The organism is Cellulosimicrobium protaetiae, from assembly GCF_009708005.2.
Lineage (GTDB): Bacteria > Actinomycetota > Actinomycetes > Actinomycetales > Cellulomonadaceae > Cellulosimicrobium > Cellulosimicrobium protaetiae.
This window is the reverse complement of the sequence record NZ_CP052757.1, coordinates 2,882,800-2,902,065: the sequence shown is the minus strand read 5'-3', so window position 1 is coordinate 2,902,065 and position 19,266 is coordinate 2,882,800. Positions and strand designations below refer to the sequence as shown.

Here is a 19,266-nt window from a genome sequence, read left to right as displayed (position 1 = left end):
CAGGCCGCCGCCCCCACCGCACGCACGCCCGCACGACCCACCGACTGCCCCCGAAGGACATCATGCGCACCGCCGAGATCCGCAAGCGCTGGCTCGACTACTTCGCCGACCGCGACCACACCGTCGTGCCCTCGGCGTCGCTCGTCTCCCCGGACCCGTCCACGCTGTTCACCATCGCGGGCATGGTCCCGTTCATCCCGTACATGACGGGCGAGCAGACCCCGCCGTGGGACCGTGCGACGAGCGTCCAGAAGTGCGTGCGCACGCTCGACATCGACGAGGTCGGCAAGACGACCCGCCACGGCACGTTCTTCCAGATGAACGGCAACTTCTCGTTCGGGGACTACTTCAAGGAAGGCGCGATCACCTACGCGTGGGACCTCGTCACGGGCTCGCGCGAGGAGGGCAAGTACGGGTTCGACCCGGAGACCGTCTGGGTGACCGTCTACCACGACGACGACGAGGCGCGGCAGCTCTGGAAGCGCATCGCGGGCCTGCCCGACGAGCGCATCCAGGCCCGGGGAAAGAAGGACAACTACTGGTCGACGGGTCAGCCCGGTCCCGCCGGGCCGTGCTCGGAGATCTACATCGACCGCGGCCCGGAGTTCGGTCAGGAGGGTGGCCCCGTCGTCGACGAGGACCGCTACCTCGAGATCTGGAACCTCGTGTTCATGCAGTACGCGATCGACGACGTGAGGTCGAAGGAGGAGTTCCGGATCGTCTCGGAGCTCGCGCGCAAGAACATCGACACGGGCATGGGCCTGGAGCGCGTCGCGTACCTGCTCCAGGGCAAGGACAACCTCTACGAGATCGACGAGGTGTTCCCCGTCATCGCGGCGGCCGAGGCGCTCTCGGGCAGGCGCTACGGCGCGAACCAGGAGGACGACGTGCGCATGCGCGTCGTGGCCGACCACGTCCGCTCGGCGCTCATGATCATGAGCGACGGCGTGCGCCCCTCCAACGAGGGCCGCGGCTACGTGCTGCGCCGCCTCCTGCGCCGCTCCGTGCGTGCCATGCGCCTGCTGGGCGTCGAGGACCGCGCGATGCCCGCGCTGCTCCCGGTGAGCCGTGACGCGATGGCGCCGTCGTACCCGGAGGTCGCAACCGACTTCGAGCGCATCTCGAACGTCGCCTACACGGAGGAGGACGCGTTCCGTCGCACCCTCACCTCGGGGACGACGATCCTCGACACGGCCGTGTCCAAGGCCAAGGCCGCCGCGGGGACGGGCGGGGTGCCGCTGCTCGGCGGCGACCAGGCGTTCGCCCTGCACGACACGTACGGCTTCCCGATCGACCTCACGCTCGAGATGGCCGCCGAGCAGGGCGTCCAGGTCGACGAGAAGGCGTTCCGCGCGCTCATGACCGAGCAGCGCCAGCGCGCCCGCGCCGACGCGCTCGCCAAGCGCTCGGGCGGCGTGGACACCGCCGCCTACGAGTCGCTCGCGGGCGAGCTCTCCGCCCCGGTCGAGTTCCTCGGGTACACCGAGTCCTCGGCCGCCGTGCGTGTCGCGGGCCTGCTCGTCGACGGCGTGCCCGCGCCCGCCGCGACCGCGCCCGCCGACGTCGAGATCGTGCTCGACCGGACGCCGTTCTACGCGGAGGCCGGCGGCCAGCTCGCCGACCACGGCACGATCGTGCTCGACGGCGGCGCGACCATCGAGGTCGACGACGTCCAGCGCCCGATCAAGGGCCTGTCCGTGCACCGCGGCCGCCTCGTCGAGGGGACCGCGGCGCTCGGAGACCCCGGCACCGCGACGATCGACCGCGACCGCCGCAAGGCGATCAGCCGCGCCCACTCGGCGACGCACATGATCCACAAGGCCCTGCAGGAGTCGCTCGGCAAGGACGCGACCCAGGCCGGGTCGGAGAACGCGCCGAGCCGCATCCGCTTCGACTTCCGCCGCTCGTCGGCCGTGCCCGCGGGTGCGCTGTCGGAGATCGAGGAGCGGGTCAACGTCCAGCTCCAGGAGAACCTCGAGGTCACGGACCAGCTCATGCCGATCACCGAGGCGCGGGCGCTCGGCGCCATGGCGCTGTTCGGCGAGAAGTACGGCGACGTCGTGCGCGTGGTGTCGATCGGCGGCGACTGGTCGCGCGAGCTGTGCGCCGGCACGCACGTGCAGCGGACCGGCCAGCTCGGGCTCGTCACGCTGCTCGGCGAGTCGTCGATCGGCTCGGGCGTGCGCCGCGTCGACGCGCTCGTCGGTGACGGTGCGTACGGCTTCCAGGCCAAGGAGCACGCGCTCGTCGGCCAGCTCACCGGCCTGCTCAACGTGCGGACCGAGGAGCTGCCGGACCGCGTGGGCGCGCTCGTCTCGCGCCTGCGCGACGCGGAGAAGGAGCTCGCGCAGCTCCGACAGTCCCAGCTCCTCGCGGTCGCGGGCACGCTCGCGGCGGGCGCCGAGCTCGCGGGCGGTACGCGCGTCGTCGTGCACGACGCCGGTGAGGTCGCCTCCGCGGACGACCTGCGCGCGCTCGCGCTCGACGTGCGCGGTCGCCTCGGCGAGGCGGAGCCCACGGTCGTGGCCGTCGGCGGTGTCGCGAAGGACCGCCCGCAGGTGGTCGTCGTGACGAACGCCTCGGCGCGCGCGGCCGGGCTGCGCGCCGGCGCGCTCGCCAAGGCCGCCGCGCAGACGCTCGGCGGCGGTGGCGGCGGCAAGGACGACATGGCCCAGGGCGGCGGAACGGACGTGTCCGCGCTGCCGGCCGCGCTCCAGGGCGTGCGCGACGGCGCCGCGGCGCCCGCGTGACGGCCGGTGACGGCGGGCGCGCCCCCCTCCCGCGGGGGGCGCGCCTCGGCGTCGACGTGGGTAGCGTGCGCGTCGGGCTCGCGGCGAGCGACCCCGACGGGCTCGTCGCGACCCCGGTCGAGACGCTCGCCCGCGACACGAAGCCCGGGGCCGCGGTCCCGGCGGACGTCGCTCGGATCGCCGTCGAGGTCGAGGAGCGCGGCGCGCAGGTGGTCTACGTGGGCCTGCCGCGCCACCTGTCCGGGGGAGAGGGCGCCGCGGCCCAGGGGGCGCGGGCGTACGCTGGACTGGTCGCACGCGTCGTCGCGCCGGTGCCGGTGCATCTCGTCGACGAGCGGATGACGACCGTGAGCGCCCACCAGGCGCTGCACGCCTCGGGGCGCGCCGGGCGCAAGCACCGGAGCGTCGTCGACCAGGCGGCGGCCGTTATCATTCTGCAATCCGCTCTCGACGCCGAGCGGGGCGCGGGGGCGCGCGCCGGAGAGCCTGCAGACCCGACAGGAGACCACCGACCGTGACCGACCTGTTCGATCGGCCCGCCGTCCAGGGCGAGCAGCAGCCCACGCGCTCGTCGCGTGCGGACCAGCGCGCCCGCCGGGCCGCGAAGAAGCGACGCCAGCGCCGACGTCGCCGCGCCCTCGTGGTGCTCCTCGTCTCCCTCCTCGTCGTGGGTGGTGCCGGGTACCTCCTGCTCAACAACGCGTCCGACCTCTTCGGCTTCGCGAACCCGCTCGAGGCCAAGGACTTCGAGGGCCCGGGTACGGACCCCGTCGACGTGGTCATCGAGCCCGGCTCCACCGGGAAGGACATGGGCGCCACGCTCACCGAGGCGGGCGTCGTGGCCAGCTCGGCGGCGTTCGCGAACGCGTTCGAGGCGAACCCGAACGCCGGCAAGATCCAGCCGGGCACCCACCGCCTCCTGCTCGGCATGTCCGCCAAGGACGCGGTCGCGCGCCTCGTGGCGAACGACTCGCGCGTCGAGACGAAGATCACCATCCCCGAGGGCAGCACCGTCAAGCAGATCCTCGAGAAGTCCTCCGCCGTCACCGGGATCCCCGTTACCGACTTCGAGGCCGCGATGGCGGACACCGCGGCGACCGGGCTCCCGGCCGAGGCGAACGGCAACTACGAGGGGTGGCTCTACCCGACGACGTACGTCCTCGAACCGGGCGACGTGAACGCCACGGGGATCGTGCAGCGGATGGTGGCGCAGACGACGGGCGAGCTCGCCGAGCTGGGTATCCCCGCCGAGCGCTTCCAGGAGGTCCTGACGATCGCGTCGATCGTCGAGTGGGAGGGCAAGACGGCGGAGCAGCGCGGGATGGTCGCGCGCGTGATCTACAACCGGCTCGACGACGGCATGCCGCTCGGCATGGACGCCATCGACGTGTACGGCCTCGGCAAGAAGGCGAGTGAGATCACCACGGAGGAGTTCCAGAACCCGGATCTGCCGTACGCCTCGCGGGTCCACAAGGGGCTGCCTCCGACCCCGATCGGGAGCCCGAGCCGCGAGAGCGTGGAGGCGGTGCTCAACGCCCCTGCCGGTCCGTGGCTCTGGTACGTGACCGTCAACCTGGACACCGGCGAGACGAAGTTCACCGACAACTACGCGGAGTTCGAGCAGTTCAAGCAGGAGTACCGGCAGTGGCTCGCGGAGAACGGCGGGTGAGCGTCGCGCGCGCACCACGCCGGGCGGCCGTCCTGGGCCACCCCGTCGCGCACTCGCTGTCCCCGGTCCTGCACCGCGCTGCGTACGACGCGCTCGGCCTCGACGGGTGGACGTACGAGGCGATCGACACGACGGAGGAGCAGCTCTCGGCGCTGGTCAACGGGCTCGACGCGTCGTGGGCCGGGCTGAGCCTGACGATGCCCCTCAAGCACGCGGTGATCCCGCTGATCGACCACGTCGACCCGCTCGCGAACGTGGTCGGTGCGGTGAACACGCTCGTCGTCCAGCCCACGGGCGGCAGGCGGCCCACGTTCGTCGGGACGAACACGGACGTGCACGGCCTCGTCGCCGCGCTCCGCGAGGGGCTGGGGGAGCGGTCCGCCCGGACCGCCGTCGTTCTGGGCGCCGGGGCGACCGCCGCCTCGACGCTGGCGGCCCTCGCCGAGCTCGGCTGCACCACGCCGACCGTGCTGGTGCGCTCGCTCGGCCGCACGGGCACGCTCCAGCGCGCGGCGCACCGCATGGGCGTCGAGCCGCGCTTCGATATCCTCGACCCCTCGTCGCCCGCGCTCGTCCCCCGCCTCGGGCAGGTCGACGCGGTCGTCGCGACCCTTCCGTCGCGCGCGGCCGACCCCGTGGCCGAGGCGCTGACCCAGGCGGGCGCGCAGGTGACGGGCGTGCTGCTCGACGTCGTCTACGACCCCCGGCCCACGGCGCTCTCCGCGGCGTGGGGCGCGGCGGGAGGCACCGTCGTCGGCGGTGAGCGCATGCTCCTGCACCAGGCGGCCGAGCAGGTCCGGCTCATGACTGGCAAGGTGGCCCCGCTGGAGGCCATGGACCGTGCGCTCGAGGCGGCCCTGGGCGTCCCGGCCTGACTGCCGCCGCCCGCGGGCGGACGTCACCGTGTGCCGGTGACGGGGTTCCGCCGTGTCAGGCGCCCGCGTACGCCCGGAGCGCCGCGTCGCCGAGCACGGCGGCGAGCCCCGACCCGGCGACCATGAAGGGGCCGAAGGGGACGGCGGTGTCGCGGCGCGCCCGCCGCAGGACGACGAGCCCGAGCGCCCATGCCCCGCCGAGCAGGAACGGCAGGACCAGCCCGGCGACGAGCTCGCCCCACCCGAACCAGGCGAGCGGGGTGCCGAGCATCCCCGCGAGCTTCACGTCGCCGAAGCCCAGGCCCGGCGGGTACGCGATCCGCAGGGCGGCGTAGGCGCCGAAGCCGACGACGCCGCCGGCGAGCGCGCGGACGAGAGCGGCGCCGTCGTCGCCGACGGCCGCGGCGACGACGAGCAGGAGGACGGCGCCGAGCCACGTCGGCAGGACGATCACGTCGGGCAGCCGGTGCGTCCGTGCGTCGACCACCGCCACGACCGCGCCCGCCGCCGCGACGAGCGCGAGAGCGGGCGTCGCCCACGACGGACCCGACCACCGCGCCGTGCCGGCCGCGGCGAGCACCGCGAGGACGACCCCGACCGGTCCGGCGAGTCGGAGCTCCCGGGCCACGAGGTCGCCCCGGCGCCGCGCCCACGACCGCTCGTCGTCGGCCACGCCCGGAGCGCCCGGTACGGGTGCGGCGCTGCGCAGTGGCGCGTCGTCGGTCGTCGTCCCGTCCCCCTGCTCGACCATGCGCGGCACCGTAGCGCGCCCCGCTCGCCAGGCGTCGGCGTCGTCCACAGGGCGCCGAGACCGGCTCCGCGACGGCGCGGACCGTGCCCGTCGCGCGGGGTGGACGAGGCCCGTCCGGTCCTCGGTCCGCACTGCGGGCGCCCGCCGGGGCGCGCGCGGCGACGTGGGAGGATGGCGATCATGCTGCGTTGGTTGACTTCGGGTGAGTCGCACGGTGAGGCGCTGGTCGGGATCCTCGACGGGCTGCCCGCGGGCGTCGAGCTCACGACGGACGACGTGAAGGCCGCGCTCGCGCGCCGTCGCCTCGGGTACGGGCGCGGTTCGCGTCAGAAGTTCGAGCAGGACGTGCTGCGCGTCCTGGGCGGCCTGCGCCACGGAGTGACCCAGGGGGGCCCGCTCGCGCTGGAGATCGCGAACTCCGAGTGGCCCAAGTGGGTCGACGTCATGTCGTCCGACCCGGTGCCGCCCGAGGCGCTCCAGGTCGACGCGGGCACGGGCGACGTGCGGGAGATCGCGCGCAACCGGCCCCTCACGCGCCCGCGCCCCGGCCACGCCGATCTCGTGGGCATGCGCAAGTACGGCTTCGACGACGCGCGGCCCGTGCTGGAGCGTGCGTCGGCGCGCGAGACGGCGACGCGCGTCGCCCTCGGCGCGGCAGCCGCGAAGTTCCTCGAGCAGGCGCTGGGCGTCCGGCTCGTGTCGCACGTCGTGGGCATCGGCCCCGTCGAGGTTCCCGAGGACGCCGCCGTGCCCGGGCCCGACGACGTCGCCACGCTCGACGCCGACCCCGTGCGCTGCTTCGACGCCGCCACGTCCGCCGCGATGGTCGCCGAGATCGACGAGTGCCAGAAGGCGGGCGACACGCTCGGCGGCGTCGTCGAGGTGCTCGCCTACGGTGTCCCGTCCGGGCTCGGCACCTACGCGCAGAGCGACCGCCGCCTGGACGCGCGGCTCGCCGCGGTGCTCATGGGCATCCAGGCGATCAAGGGCGTCGAGGTCGGCGACGGCTTCCGCACCGCGCGCCGCCGCGGGTCCGCCGCGCACGACGAGATCGAGCGCGGCGCCGACGGCCGCATCCACCGCCTGAGCAACCGCGCGGGCGGTGTCGAGGGCGGCATGTCGAACGGCGAGGTCGTGCGCGTGCGCGCGGCGATGAAGCCCATCTCGACGGTGCCGCGCGCGCTCGCGACGGTCGACGTCGTCACGGGCGAGGTCGCCAAGGCTCAGCACCAGCGCTCGGACGTGTGCGCCGTCCCGCCGGCGGCCGTCGTGGCCGAGGCGATGGTCGCGCTCGTGCTCGCCGAGCAGGCGCTCGAGAAGTTCGGCGGCGACTCCGTCGCGGAGGTCCGTCGCAACGCCGAGGCCTACCTCGCGGCGATCCCGGAGCTGCAGCGCTGATGACCCCCGTCGCCCCGGGCACGCGCCCGGTCGTCGTCCTCGTCGGCCCGCCCGGGAGCGGCAAGTCGACCGTCTCCCGCCACCTGGCCGAGGTCCTCGGCCTCGCGCAGCGCGACACCGACACCGACGTCGAGACGGTGGCCGGCAAGCCCGTCGCCGACATCTTCGTCGACCACGGCGAGCCGCACTTCCGCGAGCTCGAGCGCGAGGCCGTGACGACGGCGCTCGCCACGCACGACGGCGTGCTCGCCCTCGGCGGGGGTGCCGTGCTCGACGAGCACACGCAGGCGGCCCTCGCGGCGTACGCCGCGGCGGGCGGTGCCGTCGTCTTCCTCGACGTGAGCCTCGCGCACGCCGCGCCGCGCGTCGGCTTCAACCAGTCGCGCCCGCTCCTGCTGGGCAACCCCCGCGCGCGGTGGGCCGCCCTCATGGAGGAGCGGCGCCCCGTCTACGAGCGGGTCGCGACGCTGCACGTCGTCACCGACGCGCGCACGCCCGCCCAGGTGGCCGAGGAGATCCGCACCCACCTCGCGCGGGCCGACGCCGCGCCGACCCGCACCGCCGACACCCCGGCCCGACAGGAGGACGCGTGAGCGACTCGACCCCCGACCCCGACACCCAGGCCGCCACCGGGTCCGACGCGCCGACGCGCGTGCGGGTCGCGGGGGACCAGCCGTACGACGTCGTCGTGGGCAAGCACCTGCTCGGCGAGCTGCCCGCGATGCTCGGCCAGAAGGTGCGCCGGGTGCTCGTCGTGCACCCCGCGGCGCTCGCCGCGACCGCCGAGGTGGTCCACGAGGACCTCAAGGCGTCGGGCTACGAGGCGTACGTCGCGGAGGTCCCGGACGCCGAGGAGGCGAAGACCGCCCAGGTCGCGGCGTTCCTGTGGGGCGTGCTCGGGCAGCTGGACTTCACGCGCACGGACGCTGTCGTCACCGTCGGTGGCGGCGCGACGACCGACCTCGGCGGGTTCGTCGCCGCGACGTGGCTGCGCGGCATCCGCGTGGTGCACGTGCCGACGACGCTGCTCGCGATGGTCGACGCGGCCGTCGGGGGCAAGACCGGCATCAACACGGCCGAGGGCAAGAACCTCGTCGGGTCGTTCCACCCGCCCGCGGGCGTGCTGTGCGACCTCGCGGCGCTCGAGTCGCTCGGGCGCTGGGACTTCGTCGCCGGCCTGGCGGAGGTCGTCAAGACCGGCTTCATCGCCGACGAGCGCATCCTCGAGCTCGTCGAGGAGCACGCCGACGCGCTCGCCGCGTGGGGCACGCGCCCGACCACGGACGAGACGTGGGCCGTCGTCGCGGAGCTCGTCGAGCGCTCGATCGCGGTCAAGGCGCGCGTCGTGGGGGAGGACCTCAAGGAGGCCGGCCTGCGCGAGATCCTCAACTACGGGCACACGCTGGGGCACGCCGTCGAGCTCACGGAGCGCTACCAGTGGCGCCACGGCGCCGCGGTGTCCGTCGGCATGGTGTTCGCGGCCGAGCTGTCACGCCTCGCGGGGAAGCTCGACGACGCCGTCGTGGAGCGGCACCGCGCGATCCTCGGCTCGCTCGGCCTGCCGCTCACGTACCGCGGCGACCGCTGGGAGCAGCTCCTGTCCGCGATGCGCCGCGACAAGAAGTCGCGCGGCGACCTCCTGCGGTTCGTCGTGCTCGACGACGTCGCGCGGCCCACGCGCCTCGAGGGCCCGGACCCGACGCTCCTCGCCGCGGCCTACGCCGAGATCGCGGCCGACGCGCCGGTAGGACGCGGCCCCGTCGCGCTCTGACGCGCGGCGGACGGCGACCGCGCCCGGGCGTCCGGGCAGCGGACCGTGGCGCTCAAGCCCACATCCCCCGTGCGCGGAGCACGTCGCGGAGCAGGTCCGCGCGGTCGGTGACGATCCCGTCGACCCCGAGGTCGAGCAGCCGGTGCATCGTCGCGCGGTCGTTCACGGTCCACGCGTGCACGGCGACGCCCGCCCGGTGCGCCGCCCGCACGAACCCCGAGTCGACGACGCGCACCCAGCCCCCGCGCACGGGCACCTGCAGGCAGTCGACCGACCGGGCCGCGCGGCGGGCCAGCGCGTCGGCCCTCGCACGACCGGCGAGGAGCATGCCGACCACCGCGCCGCGCCCGCCGGAGACCGCGACCGGACGCGACAGCCGCGCCACGGTCGCCTCCCGGCGCGACGCCGCGAACGACGCGACGCACACGCGGTCGTGGGCGCGCGTGCGCTCGATCGCCCGGGCGACCGGCTCGGCCGCGGCCGCCGACTTCACGTCGACGTTCACGCGCAGGTCCGGCCACGTGCCCAGCACGTCCTCCAACGAGGGCACGGGCTCCGTCCCGCCGATCCGCGCCGCGCGCACGGTGCGCCACGGGAGGTCTGCGACGAGCCCGCGCGCGTCCGTCGTGCGGTCGAGCGACGCGTCGTGGAGCGCGACGGCCACGCCGTCGGCCGTCGCGTGGGCGTCCGTCTCCACGTACCGCAGCCCGAGGTCGCGGGCCGCGGCGAAGGCCGTCATCGAGTTCTCCAGCCCGTCGCGCGAGAAGCCGCGGTGCGCGAGCGCGGCGAACGGGGCGTCGAGGTAGCTCCCGCCGGCTCGGTCCGCGCGCGCTCTCACGCCGCCTCCCGGCGGACGTGCTCGTCGAGCCAGCCGAGGACGGCCGACAGGTAGGTCGCGCGCGGGCCGTCGTCGGACAGCGTGAGGTCGTGCACCGCTCCGGGAACGACGAGCTCCGTCACGTCGCGACCCAGCCGCGGCGCGAGCCGCGCGATCTGTGCGACGTCGAGCACGGTGTCGGTCGTCTCCAGGTCCACCTCCCGGTCCGGGCCTGTCGGATCCTCCGCCCCCGAGCGGTCGGCCCGGGCGACCAGCACCGGGCACGCGACGTCCAGCCCGCGAGCCACCCGAGCGTGCCCCTGGCGCACCGCCCGCAGCCACCCGGCACGGACCGGGACGCCCTCCGGGCGCTTGAGCGACGTGTCGAACGTCCACCGCCCGCCGCGCTCCGCGAGCAGGTGTCCCGTGTACGCGGACGGCCCCGAGCTGACCACCGTCAGCGGGCTCCACGGACCGACGGCGTCGATCACCCGCGTCCCCACCGTCCGCTCGACCCACGACGCGCGCAGGTCGAGGAACGGGCTGTCGAGCACGAGCGCGTCGCAGCCGCCCGCGCCGCGGTGGGCGTGCGCCCAGAGCGCCGCGACGAGACCACCGGTCGAGTGCGCGTGCACCACCACCGGGCCCGGCGACCGTCGTGCGGCCGCGACGGCCACGCCGAGGTCCGCCGCCGTCTCGCGCAGGTCGTCGACGTAGTGCGGCACCTGGCCCGCGCGCAGCGACCGCCCCGCACGGCGCAGGTCCACGCCCAGCGCGTCCCACCCCGCCTCGGCGAACGACTCGACCACGTGGTCCTGGAAGACGTAGTCGTTGTAGCCGTGGACGAGGACGACGCTCCCGACGGGGCGAGCCGGTCGGTGCGCGCGGCGCACCAGCGTCAGGACCGGCGAGACCGCCTCGCGCGCGCTGCCCGGGGTGGCGACGCCCGGCAGCCGCGGTGCCGGGAGCTCGAGCGTCTCCCATCCCTCGACCAGCGCGTCGGGCTCCCAGCGGGTGCGGGGGACGGTGGCGAGGCTCACCCCGTCAGCGTGCCCGACGGCGCGGCGGGCCGCGCGTCGAGAGACCCACCCGGGTCTCGCGACGGGCACGGGCGAGCACGCGCCGCGCGGGCGACCACGGCGCGGCTAGGCTCGGGCGCCATGGAACGCGTGCTGGTCCTCAACGGACCCAACCTCGGTCGGCTCGGTGTGCGCGAGCCGGAGATCTACGGCTCCGCCTCGATGGCCGACCTCCAGGAGTCCGCCCTCGCGTGGGGCGGCGCGCTCGACCTGACGGTCGACGTGCGCCAGACCGACGACGAGTCCGAGCTCGTGGGCTGGCTCCATGAGGCCGTCGACGCGCGGGCGCACGTCGTGCTCAACCCGGCCGCGTTCACCCACTACTCCTACGCCGTGCGTGACGCCGCGGCACAGGTCACGACGTCGGGGCTCCTGCTCGTCGAGGTCCACCTGAGCAACCCCGCGGCGCGCGAGGCGTTCCGTTCGCACTCCGTCGTCGGCGCGGTCGCGACCGGCACGATCGCGGGCTTCGGGTTCGACTCCTACCGGCTCGCGCTCGAGGCGCTCGCGGCCCGCCTGCGCGGCTGACGACGCCGCCCTCGCTCCGATCCGTCCCGCGACCCTTGACCGCTCGCCATCAAGTCAGGATGCTTGATCCTGCGGTATCAAGGGGATAGCCTGGATCGCATGTTCGTCCTCACCGTCGACCAGCGGGGGAGCACCGGTCACCGCGACCGCGTCCCCGAGGTGCTCGCGCGCCTCGAGGCGCTCCTGCGCGTGCGGCCCGGGCTCGTGGTCCCGTTCGACCGGACGGTGGGCGACGAGGTGCAGGGCGTGCTCGACGACCCGGTGACGGTGGTCGACGTGGTGCTCGACCTGCTGCGCGACGGCGGCTGGAGCGTCGGCGTCGGCGCGGGCGACGTCGACGAGCCGCTGCCCGCCGTCTCGCGCGAGGCGTCGGGGGAGGCCTTCGTGCGGGCGCGCGAGGCGGTCGAGCAGGCCAAGTCGCGCGCGGCCACGGCCCCCGTCGCCGTGCGCGGCGAGCCGCTGGAACGCGCGGCCGAGGTCGAGGCGCTCCTGCGCCTCCTGGCCGCGGTCGTGGACCGGCGCACCGCGCCGGGGTGGGAGGCGGTCGACACGCTCGCGCGTGTGGGCGGCACCCAGAAGGATGTGGCCCGGGCGCTCGGGGTGTCCGAGCAGGCGGTCAGCCAGCGGCTGCGCGTCGCGCTGTGGCCGGAGGAGGCGGCGGTGCGGCCCGTCGTGGCGAGGCTCCTGGGCGAGCTCGCGGCTCGCCGTCGGGACGAGCCGCCGGAGGATCTGCGAGAGGGCAGGGAATGACGGACCCGGTGACGGTCGTGCTGGTGGTCGTGGTGTGGGTCGTCGCGCTCGCGGCGAGCGTGCTCGGCGGAGGGCCGGTGACGCAGTGGGTGCTGCGTACCGCGGCGCGCTCCGGCGACCCGGGGCGCGGTCGTGCCGGGCGCCCGCGCACCACGGCCGGCGCCGTGGACCCTGCGACCGTCCCCGTGCCGCCGCCTCCGCCGCCGGCGACGGGGCCCATCGGCACGGAGGCCGTCAAGGCACTGCGGGGCGGCACGTGGATCGGGATCCTCGAACGGTTCGCGATCACGGGCTGCCTGCTCGCCGGCGAGCCCGGCGGGATCGCCTTCGTCGTCGCGATCAAGGGCCTCGGGCGCTACCCGGAGCTGCGCGAGCACCCCGTCGCGTCCGAGCGGTTCGTCATCGGGACCCTCGCCTCGATGTGCTGGGCGGCGACCGTCGGCGTCGCGGCGAACGCGGTCCTCGTCGCGCTGGGGTAGGTCGCTCCGGTAAGATCGTCAAGGCCCATTTCCCGCTCCGCCCCGGTGTGCCCGGTCGACTCGCGTCGTCCGGCGCCGCGGAGCCCGTAGACCCTCCGACAGGAAGACGAACGTGGCGACCACCAACGACATCAAGAACGGCACCGTGCTGCGACTCGACGGCCAGCTGTGGACCGTGATCGAGTTCCAGCACGTCAAGCCCGGCAAGGGTGGCGCGTTCGTCCGCACCAAGATCAAGAACGTCATGACGGGCAAGACGATCGACAAGACGTTCAACGCCGGCCTCAAGATCGAGACGGCCAACGTCGACCGCCGCGACTTCCAGTACCTGTACCAGGACGGCGCGGACTACGTGTTCATGGACACGTCGACGTACGACCAGATCACGATCTCGCCCGAGATCGTGGGCGACGCCAAGGACTACATGCTCGAGAACCAGAACGTGCTCGTGGCGTCCAACGACGGCCAGCCGCTCTACATCGAGCTCCCCGCCTCGGTCGTCCTCGAGATCACCTACACCGAGCCGGGCCTCCAGGGCGACCGCTCGACCGGCGGCACCAAGCCGGCCACGCTCGAGACGGGCGCGCAGATCCAGGTCCCGCTGTTCCTCGAGCAGGGCACCAAGGTCAAGGTCGACACGCGCGACGGCTCGTACCTCGGCCGCGTGAACGACTGACCAGGGCCCCGAGAACCACCCAGAGCCGCTGAGAGCAACGAGGGACAGCCGATCACCATGGCCGCACGCACCAAGGCGCGCAAGCGCGCGCTCGACGTCCTCTTCGAGGCGGAGCAGCGTCAGGTGGACCCGACGACCCTCCTCGCGGAGCGCGTCGCCGACCCCGGCACGGCGCAGACCGCCCTGCCGCAGTACGCGGTCGACATCGTCGAGGGCGTGCTCGCGCACCGCGACCGCATCGACGAGCTGATCGAGACGTACTCCCACGGGTGGACGCTCGAGCGCATGCCGGCCGTCGACCGCGCCCTGCTGCGCATCGGCGGCTGGGAGATCCTCTTCAACGACGACGTCCCGGACGTCGTCGCGATCGACGAGGCCGTCGACCTCGCGCGGTCCCTGTCGACCGACGACTCGCCGTCGTTCGTCAACGGGCTGCTCGCACGCATCGTCGAGATGAAGCCGACGATCACGGCCTGAGCGTTCCACGGCCCCGCAGCGGGCCGGCACGACCTCGACGCGGCGTCGGTCACGGGTGTGACCGACGCCGCGTCTTATCCGGCGGGACGCGTACCCGCCGCCGCGGTGCGCGGCGGTAGGGTGGGTGACCGTCAGACATCCTTTAAGGCCCGTCCCGTGAGGCGGGGAAGGAGGTCGCCGGACATGAGCTCTGGCGCTGCTGTGCCCACACCACCCGTACCGACCCCCGAGGTCGGGACCGTCGTCCTGACGGCCGCCGACATCTCCCGCGCGCTGACGCGCATCGCCCACGAGATCGTGGAGCGCAACAAGGGGGCCCACGACCTCGTCCTCCTCGGCATCCCGACGCGCGGCGTCCCGCTCGCGACGCGGCTCGCCGAGCGCCTCGCCGCCATCGAGGGGTCGCCCGCCGACGGCGCGCCCGACCCGCACGCGATCGTCGGCGAGCTCGACGTGACGATGTACCGCGACGACCTGCACCGACACCCGACGCGCACGATCGGCGCGACGCGCCTGCCCGCGTCGGGCATCGACGGCAAGGTCGTGGTCCTCGTCGACGACGTCCTGTACTCCGGGCGCACCATCCGCGCCGCGCTCGACGCGATCAGCGACCTCGGCCGCCCGCGCGCCGTGCAGCTCGCCGCGCTCGTCGACCGGGGCCACCGCGAGCTGCCGATACGCCCCGACTTCGTGGGCAAGAACCTACCGACGTCGACGTCCGAGCGCGTGAGCGTGCGCCTCGCCGAGATCGACGGCGCCTCTGCGGCGGGCGACGCGTCCGCCGACGCGGTCGTCATCCGGCCCGCGCCCTCGCCGACGGGTGCCGCCGAGGACGGGGAGGGCGGCGCATGAGGCACCTGCTCTCGACCCAGGACCTCGGGCGTGCCGACGCCGTGCGCATCCTCGACACGGCCGCCCAGATGGCCGCGACGCAGTCGCGCGAGATCAAGAAGCTCCCGACGCTGCGCGGGCGCACGGTCGTCAACCTCTTCTACGAGGACTCGACGCGTACGCGCATCTCCTTCGAGACCGCGGCGAAGCGCCTGTCCGCGGACGTCATCAACTTCTCGGCCAAGGGGTCGAGCGTGTCCAAGGGCGAGTCGCTCAAGGACACAGCGCTGACGCTCCAGGCGATGGGCGCGGACGCCGTCGTCGTGCGGCACCAGGCGTCGGGCGCCCCGCACCTGCTCGCGCACGCGGGCTGGCTCGACGCGGCCGTGGTCAACGCGGGCGACGGCATGCACCAGCACCCGACGCAGGCGCTCCTCGACGCGTACACGCTGCGCCGTCACCTGTCCGGGACGGGGCTCACGGCCCCCGGCGCGAGCGGGCCGGACGACGCGGCCGCGCGAGGCGCGGGCCTCGACGGGCGGCACGTAGCGATCGTCGGCGACGTGCTGCACTCGCGCGTCGCGCGCTCGAACGTGCACCTGCTGCACACGCTCGGCGCGCACGTGACGCTCGTCGCGCCGCCCACGCTCCTGCCGGTCGGCGTCCAGACGTGGCCGTGCGAGGTCTCCTACGACCTCGACGCGACCCTCGCGGGCGACACCGCGAACGGCGGTCCCGACGCCGTGATGATGCTGCGCGTGCAGCGCGAGCGCATGAGCGGCTCGGGTGCGGGCGGGGGAGCGTTCTTCCCCAACCCGCTTGAGTACAGCCGCAAGTACGGGCTCGACGCCCGGCGCCTCGGGCTCCTCGCCGAGCACGCGATCGTCATGCACCCCGGCCCGATGAACCGCGGCCTCGAGATCTCCGCTCAGGCGGCGGACTCGCCGCGCGCGGTGATCGTCGAGCAGGTCGCGAACGGTGTCGCCGTGCGCATGGCCGTGCTCTACCTCCTCCTCGCGGGCAGCGACGAGACCGACGTCGCCCCGGCGTCAGCCGCCCAGCCCGTCCCCGCCGTCGAAAGGGTCCCCGCCTCGTGAGCAGCGCCGCAACCACCACGTACGTCCTGCGCGGCGCGCGCCCGCTCGGCGGCGAGCCCGTCGACCTCGTGCTCTCCGGCGGCGTGATCGCCGAGATCGCGCCCGTCGGTGCCGCGCGCGCCGGTTCCGAGGGCGACGGGACCGTCGTCGTCGACGCGACCGGCCTCGTGGCGCTCCCCGGCCTGGTCGACCTGCACACCCACCTGCGCGAGCCGGGCCGCGAGGACGCCGAGACGATCGGGTCCGGCACGCGTGCCGCCGCGGCGGGCGGGTTCACCGCCGTGCACGCCATGGCCAACACGACGCCCGTCGCGGACACGGCGGGGGTCGTCGAGCAGGTGTGGCGCCTCGGGCGCGACGCGGGCTGGGTCGACGTGCACCCGGTCGGCGCCGTCTCCGTCGGGCTCGCCGGTCAGCAGCTCGCCGAGCTCGGCGCCATGGCGGACTCGGCCGCGCGCGTGCGCGTGTTCTCCGACGACGGCAAGTGCGTCGACGACCCGATCCTCATGCGCCGCGCGCTCGAGTACGTCAAGGCGTTCGACGGCGTCGTCGCCCAGCACGCGCAGGAGCCGCGCCTCACCGAGGGCGCCCAGATGAACGAGGGCGTCGTCTCGGCCGAGCTGGGCCTCGCGGGGTGGCCGGCGGTCGCCGAGGAGGCGATCATCGCGCGCGACGTGCTCCTCGCGGAGCACGTGGGCTCGCGCCTGCACGTGTGCCACCTCTCCACGGCCGGCTCGGTCGAGATCGTGCGCTGGGCCAAGGGGCGCGGCATCGACGTCACCGCCGAGGTCACGCCCCACCACCTGGTCCTCACCGACGACCTCGCCCGGGGCTACGACCCGACGTTCAAGGTCAACCCGCCGCTGCGGACGGCCGAGGACGTCGAGGCCGTGCGCGAGGGGCTCGCGGACGGGACGATCGACATCGTCGCGACCGACCACGCGCCGCACGCCCGCGAGGACAAGGACTGCGAGTGGGCCGCGGCCGCGTTCGGCATGACCGGCCTGGAGACGGCGCTGAGCGTCGTCCAGCAGACCATGGTCGACACCGGCCGCCTCACGTGGGCCGACGTCGCGCGCGTGCTGTCGAGCGCGCCCGCGCGCATCGGCCGCATCGACGCCGGCGAGCACGCCCAGGGTCGCCCGCTCGAGGTCGGCGAGCCTGCGAACGTCACGCTCGTCGACCCGGCCGCGCGCCGCGTCGTCGACGGCGCGGGGCAGGCCACCGCGAGCACCAACACCCCCTTCCAGGGCCGCGAGCTGCCCGGCGCCGTCGTCGCGACGTTCCTGCGCGGTCGGGCTACGGTGCTCGACGGCGCACCCGTCCCGGCGGGCGCCGACGCGCGGGGGGTCCGCGCGTGAACCTGCCCCAGCCCGTCGCCGCCGGCATCTGGATCGTGCTCGGCGTCATCCTGCTCACCCTCGTCCTCCTCGGTCGCGGTCGCCTCGTGCGGCGGTCGACCGGCGTCGTCCCGACCCCTCCCGCGGTGCCTGCGGAGGCCGTACGGGGCGGCGTGGTGCTCGGGCCGCTCGACGCCCTCTACGTGTCGAGCACGCTCGCGGGTGACTGGCTCGCCCGCATCGGCGCCCACGGTCTCGGCGACCGGTCCCAGGCCCAGGTCACCGTGCACGACGGCGGCCTGCACGTCGCGCGCAACGGCGCCCCAGACCTGTGGGTGCCCGCCGCGGCGGTCGGGGGCGCGGCCCTCACGCCCGGCATGGCCGGCAAGTTCGTCGGCAAGGAGGCCATCGTCGTCGTGACGTGGACCGTGCCTGCGGAGCCCGTCCCTGCCGACGCGCCCGAGGCTCCGGCGAACGCTGAGGTCCGGCTCGACACCGGGCTCCTGCCCCGTCACGACCACGACGTGGCACGCCTCCTGGAGGCTGTCCAAGGTCTCGCCGGACGAGCCGACGACGACCGCGACCGAGACGCCGCCGACGACTCGCACGAGCGACGACCCGGGGCGCCGAGCGCCGCCCCCGCAGACCCCGCAGACCCGGCGCCGACGCGCGAGAGCGCGACACCCGGCACCGACGAGAACGACGAGGAAGCACCGTGACCGCCTCAGTGAACACAGCGACCACCCAGGTCTCCGCCACCGCACCGCCCGCCGACCGGGCCCTGATCGTCCTCGAGGACGGCACCGTGCAGACCGGGCGCGCCTACGGCGCGCGTGGCACGACGGTCGGCGAGATCGTCTTCAACACCGGCATGACCGGCTACCAGGAGACGCTCACCGACCCGTCCTACCACCGCCAGATCGTCGTCATGACGGCCCCCCACATCGGGAACACGGGGGTCAACGACGAGGACCCCGAGTCGGGCAAGATCTGGGTCGCCGGGTACGTCGTGCGCGACGCCGCGCGGCGCGCGTCGAACTGGCGCGCGCAGCGCACCCTCGACGACGAGCTCGCCGCGCAGGGGATCGTCGGCATCAGCGACGTCGACACGCGCGCCCTGACGCGCCACCTGCGCGAGCTCGGCGTGATGCGTGCCGGCATCTTCTCGGGCGACGCGCTCGTGCGCGACGGCTACCCCCGCACCGTCGAGGACCTCGTCGCCGAGGTGCAGGCCGCGCCCGCGATGGCCGGCGCCGACCTCGCGCGCGAGGTGAGCACCGACGAGGCGTACGTCGTCGAGCCCTTCGAGGGCACGACGCCGGACGGCGAGCCCGTCGCGACGGTCGTCGCCGTCGACCTCGGCATCAAGTCCATGACGCCGCAGCGCCTCGCCCAGCGCGGCGTGCGCGTGCACGTGGTCCCGGCCGCCTCGACGATCGAGGACGTCGAGGCCTACGCGCCCGACGGCGTGTTCTTCTCCAACGGCCCCGGCGACCCCGGGGCGGCGACGCACGAGGTCGAGCTGCTGCGCGCCGTCCTGGACCGCGGCACCCCGTTCTTCGGCATCTGCTTCGGCAACCAGATCCTCGGGCGCGCCCTCGGCTACGGCACGTACAAGCTCGCGTACGGCCACCGCGGCATCAACCAGCCCGTCATGGACCGCCGCACCGGCAAGGTCGAGGTGACCGCGCACAACCACGGGTTCGCCGTGGACGCGCCGCTCGACGGCGAGTCCGTCGCCCCGCACGACGGCGGCCGCTACGGGCGCGTCGTCGTGTCCCACGTCGGGCTCAACGACCAGGTGGTCGAGGGGCTCGAGTGCCTCGACCTGCCCGCCTTCTCCGTCCAGTACCACCCCGAGGCCGCGGCCGGCCCCCACGACGCCGCGTACCTCTTCGACCGCTTCGTCGAGCTCATGGCGTCCCGACGCGCCGCCCAGGGCTCCGAGGCCGCCGACCAGAACACCAAGGAGAGCTGA

General features: G+C 74.6%; 20 protein-coding genes. 17 read left to right on the top strand and 3 right to left on the bottom strand.

Translation table 11 applies throughout. From position 1 onward, the window contains the following. Positions 1-62: 62 nt before the first annotated feature. Genes alaS through FIC82_RS12320 form a run of 4 tightly spaced genes read left to right on the top strand, consistent with a single transcriptional unit; the run spans position 63 to position 5,294 of the window. Positions 63-2,750, top strand: a complete 2,688-nt coding sequence (gene alaS, locus FIC82_RS12335) for an alanine--tRNA ligase (RefSeq protein ID WP_154798745.1) — start codon at positions 63-65, stop codon at positions 2,748-2,750. Further along, the gene (ruvX, locus tag FIC82_RS12330) at positions 2,747-3,268 is read left to right on the top strand and encodes a Holliday junction resolvase RuvX (RefSeq protein ID WP_168731806.1); all 522 of its coding nucleotides are present in this window, start codon (positions 2,747-2,749) and stop codon (positions 3,266-3,268) included. Before alaS ends, ruvX begins: the two co-directional genes overlap by 4 nt. After that, on the top strand, positions 3,265-4,419 hold the full coding sequence (gene mltG / locus FIC82_RS12325) for an endolytic transglycosylase MltG (RefSeq protein WP_168731805.1): 1,155 nt from the start codon (positions 3,265-3,267) through the stop codon (positions 4,417-4,419). Before ruvX ends, mltG begins: the two co-directional genes overlap by 4 nt. Continuing rightward, complete coding sequence (locus tag FIC82_RS12320; protein ID WP_168731804.1) at positions 4,416-5,294, top strand: shikimate dehydrogenase; 879 nt, start codon at positions 4,416-4,418, stop codon at positions 5,292-5,294. The genes mltG and FIC82_RS12320 overlap by 4 nt, the downstream gene beginning before the upstream one ends. A 55-nt stretch (positions 5,295-5,349) precedes the next feature. Here the strand turns inward: FIC82_RS12320 and FIC82_RS12315 are convergent, their stop codons facing one another. After that, positions 5,350-6,045: a prepilin peptidase gene (locus FIC82_RS12315; protein WP_154798744.1), complete on the bottom strand. Its 696-nt coding sequence runs from the start codon at positions 6,043-6,045 to the stop codon at positions 5,350-5,352. Between the two features lie 180 nt (positions 6,046-6,225). On the opposite strand from FIC82_RS12315, the gene aroC reads away from it, so the two are divergent. From aroC to aroB, 3 genes are read left to right on the top strand one after another with little or no spacing between them, the layout of a single operon-like run. Further along, the gene (gene aroC, locus FIC82_RS12310) at positions 6,226-7,443 is read left to right on the top strand and encodes a chorismate synthase (protein WP_154798743.1); all 1,218 of its coding nucleotides are present in this window, start codon (positions 6,226-6,228) and stop codon (positions 7,441-7,443) included. Then, positions 7,443-8,036: a shikimate kinase gene (locus FIC82_RS12305; RefSeq protein ID WP_154798742.1), complete on the top strand. Its 594-nt coding sequence runs from the start codon at positions 7,443-7,445 to the stop codon at positions 8,034-8,036. The genes aroC and FIC82_RS12305 overlap by 1 nt, the downstream gene beginning before the upstream one ends. Positions 8,037-8,095: 59 nt before the next feature. Beyond that, positions 8,096-9,214: a 3-dehydroquinate synthase gene (aroB, locus tag FIC82_RS12300; RefSeq protein ID WP_168732276.1), complete on the top strand. Its 1,119-nt coding sequence runs from the start codon at positions 8,096-8,098 to the stop codon at positions 9,212-9,214. Between the two features lie 52 nt (positions 9,215-9,266). Here the strand turns inward: aroB and FIC82_RS12295 are convergent, their stop codons facing one another. Beyond that, positions 9,267-10,052, bottom strand: a complete 786-nt coding sequence (locus tag FIC82_RS12295) for a glycerophosphodiester phosphodiesterase family protein (protein ID WP_253691111.1) — start codon at positions 10,050-10,052, stop codon at positions 9,267-9,269. After that, the gene (locus FIC82_RS12290) at positions 10,049-11,071 is read right to left on the bottom strand and encodes an alpha/beta hydrolase (protein WP_253691110.1); all 1,023 of its coding nucleotides are present in this window, start codon (positions 11,069-11,071) and stop codon (positions 10,049-10,051) included. Before FIC82_RS12290 ends, FIC82_RS12295 begins: the two co-directional genes overlap by 4 nt. Positions 11,072-11,191: 120 nt before the next feature. Here FIC82_RS12290 and FIC82_RS12285 point away from each other — a divergent pair, with 120 nt between their 5' ends. The 10 genes from FIC82_RS12285 (at position 11,192) to carA (ending at position 19,266) form a co-directional block, all read left to right on the top strand. Further along, positions 11,192-11,638 carry a type II 3-dehydroquinate dehydratase gene (locus FIC82_RS12285; protein ID WP_154798741.1) on the top strand — a complete coding sequence of 149 codons (447 nt, stop codon included), beginning with the start codon at positions 11,192-11,194 and terminating at the stop codon, positions 11,636-11,638. A gap of 99 nt (positions 11,639-11,737) precedes the next feature. Next, entirely contained in the window at positions 11,738-12,388 is a 651-nt protein-coding gene (locus FIC82_RS12280) for a hypothetical protein (protein WP_154798740.1), read from the top strand. Next, the gene (locus tag FIC82_RS12275; protein WP_154798739.1) at positions 12,385-12,867 is read left to right on the top strand and encodes a hypothetical protein; all 483 of its coding nucleotides are present in this window, start codon (positions 12,385-12,387) and stop codon (positions 12,865-12,867) included. The genes FIC82_RS12280 and FIC82_RS12275 overlap by 4 nt, the downstream gene beginning before the upstream one ends. A 112-nt stretch (positions 12,868-12,979) precedes the next feature. Beyond that, positions 12,980-13,543, top strand: coding sequence for an elongation factor P (gene efp / locus FIC82_RS12270; protein WP_168731803.1), 564 nt, complete (start codon positions 12,980-12,982; stop codon positions 13,541-13,543). 57 nt (positions 13,544-13,600) lie between these two features. Continuing rightward, positions 13,601-14,020 carry a transcription antitermination factor NusB gene (gene nusB / locus FIC82_RS12265; protein WP_087472016.1) on the top strand — a complete coding sequence of 140 codons (420 nt, stop codon included), beginning with the start codon at positions 13,601-13,603 and terminating at the stop codon, positions 14,018-14,020. A gap of 183 nt (positions 14,021-14,203) precedes the next feature. Next, positions 14,204-14,872, top strand: coding sequence for a bifunctional pyr operon transcriptional regulator/uracil phosphoribosyltransferase PyrR (pyrR, locus tag FIC82_RS12260; RefSeq protein ID WP_154798738.1), 669 nt, complete (start codon positions 14,204-14,206; stop codon positions 14,870-14,872). Further along, positions 14,869-15,948, top strand: coding sequence for an aspartate carbamoyltransferase catalytic subunit (locus FIC82_RS12255; RefSeq protein ID WP_154798737.1), 1,080 nt, complete (start codon positions 14,869-14,871; stop codon positions 15,946-15,948). Before pyrR ends, FIC82_RS12255 begins: the two co-directional genes overlap by 4 nt. Beyond that, entirely contained in the window at positions 15,945-17,309 is a 1,365-nt protein-coding gene (locus tag FIC82_RS12250; protein ID WP_168731802.1) for a dihydroorotase, read from the top strand. Before FIC82_RS12255 ends, FIC82_RS12250 begins: the two co-directional genes overlap by 4 nt. Then, complete coding sequence (locus FIC82_RS12245) at positions 17,306-18,007, top strand: PH-like domain-containing protein (RefSeq protein ID WP_154798736.1); 702 nt, start codon at positions 17,306-17,308, stop codon at positions 18,005-18,007. Before FIC82_RS12250 ends, FIC82_RS12245 begins: the two co-directional genes overlap by 4 nt. Then, the gene (gene carA, locus FIC82_RS12240; protein WP_168731801.1) at positions 18,004-19,266 is read left to right on the top strand and encodes a glutamine-hydrolyzing carbamoyl-phosphate synthase small subunit; all 1,263 of its coding nucleotides are present in this window, start codon (positions 18,004-18,006) and stop codon (positions 19,264-19,266) included. Before FIC82_RS12245 ends, carA begins: the two co-directional genes overlap by 4 nt.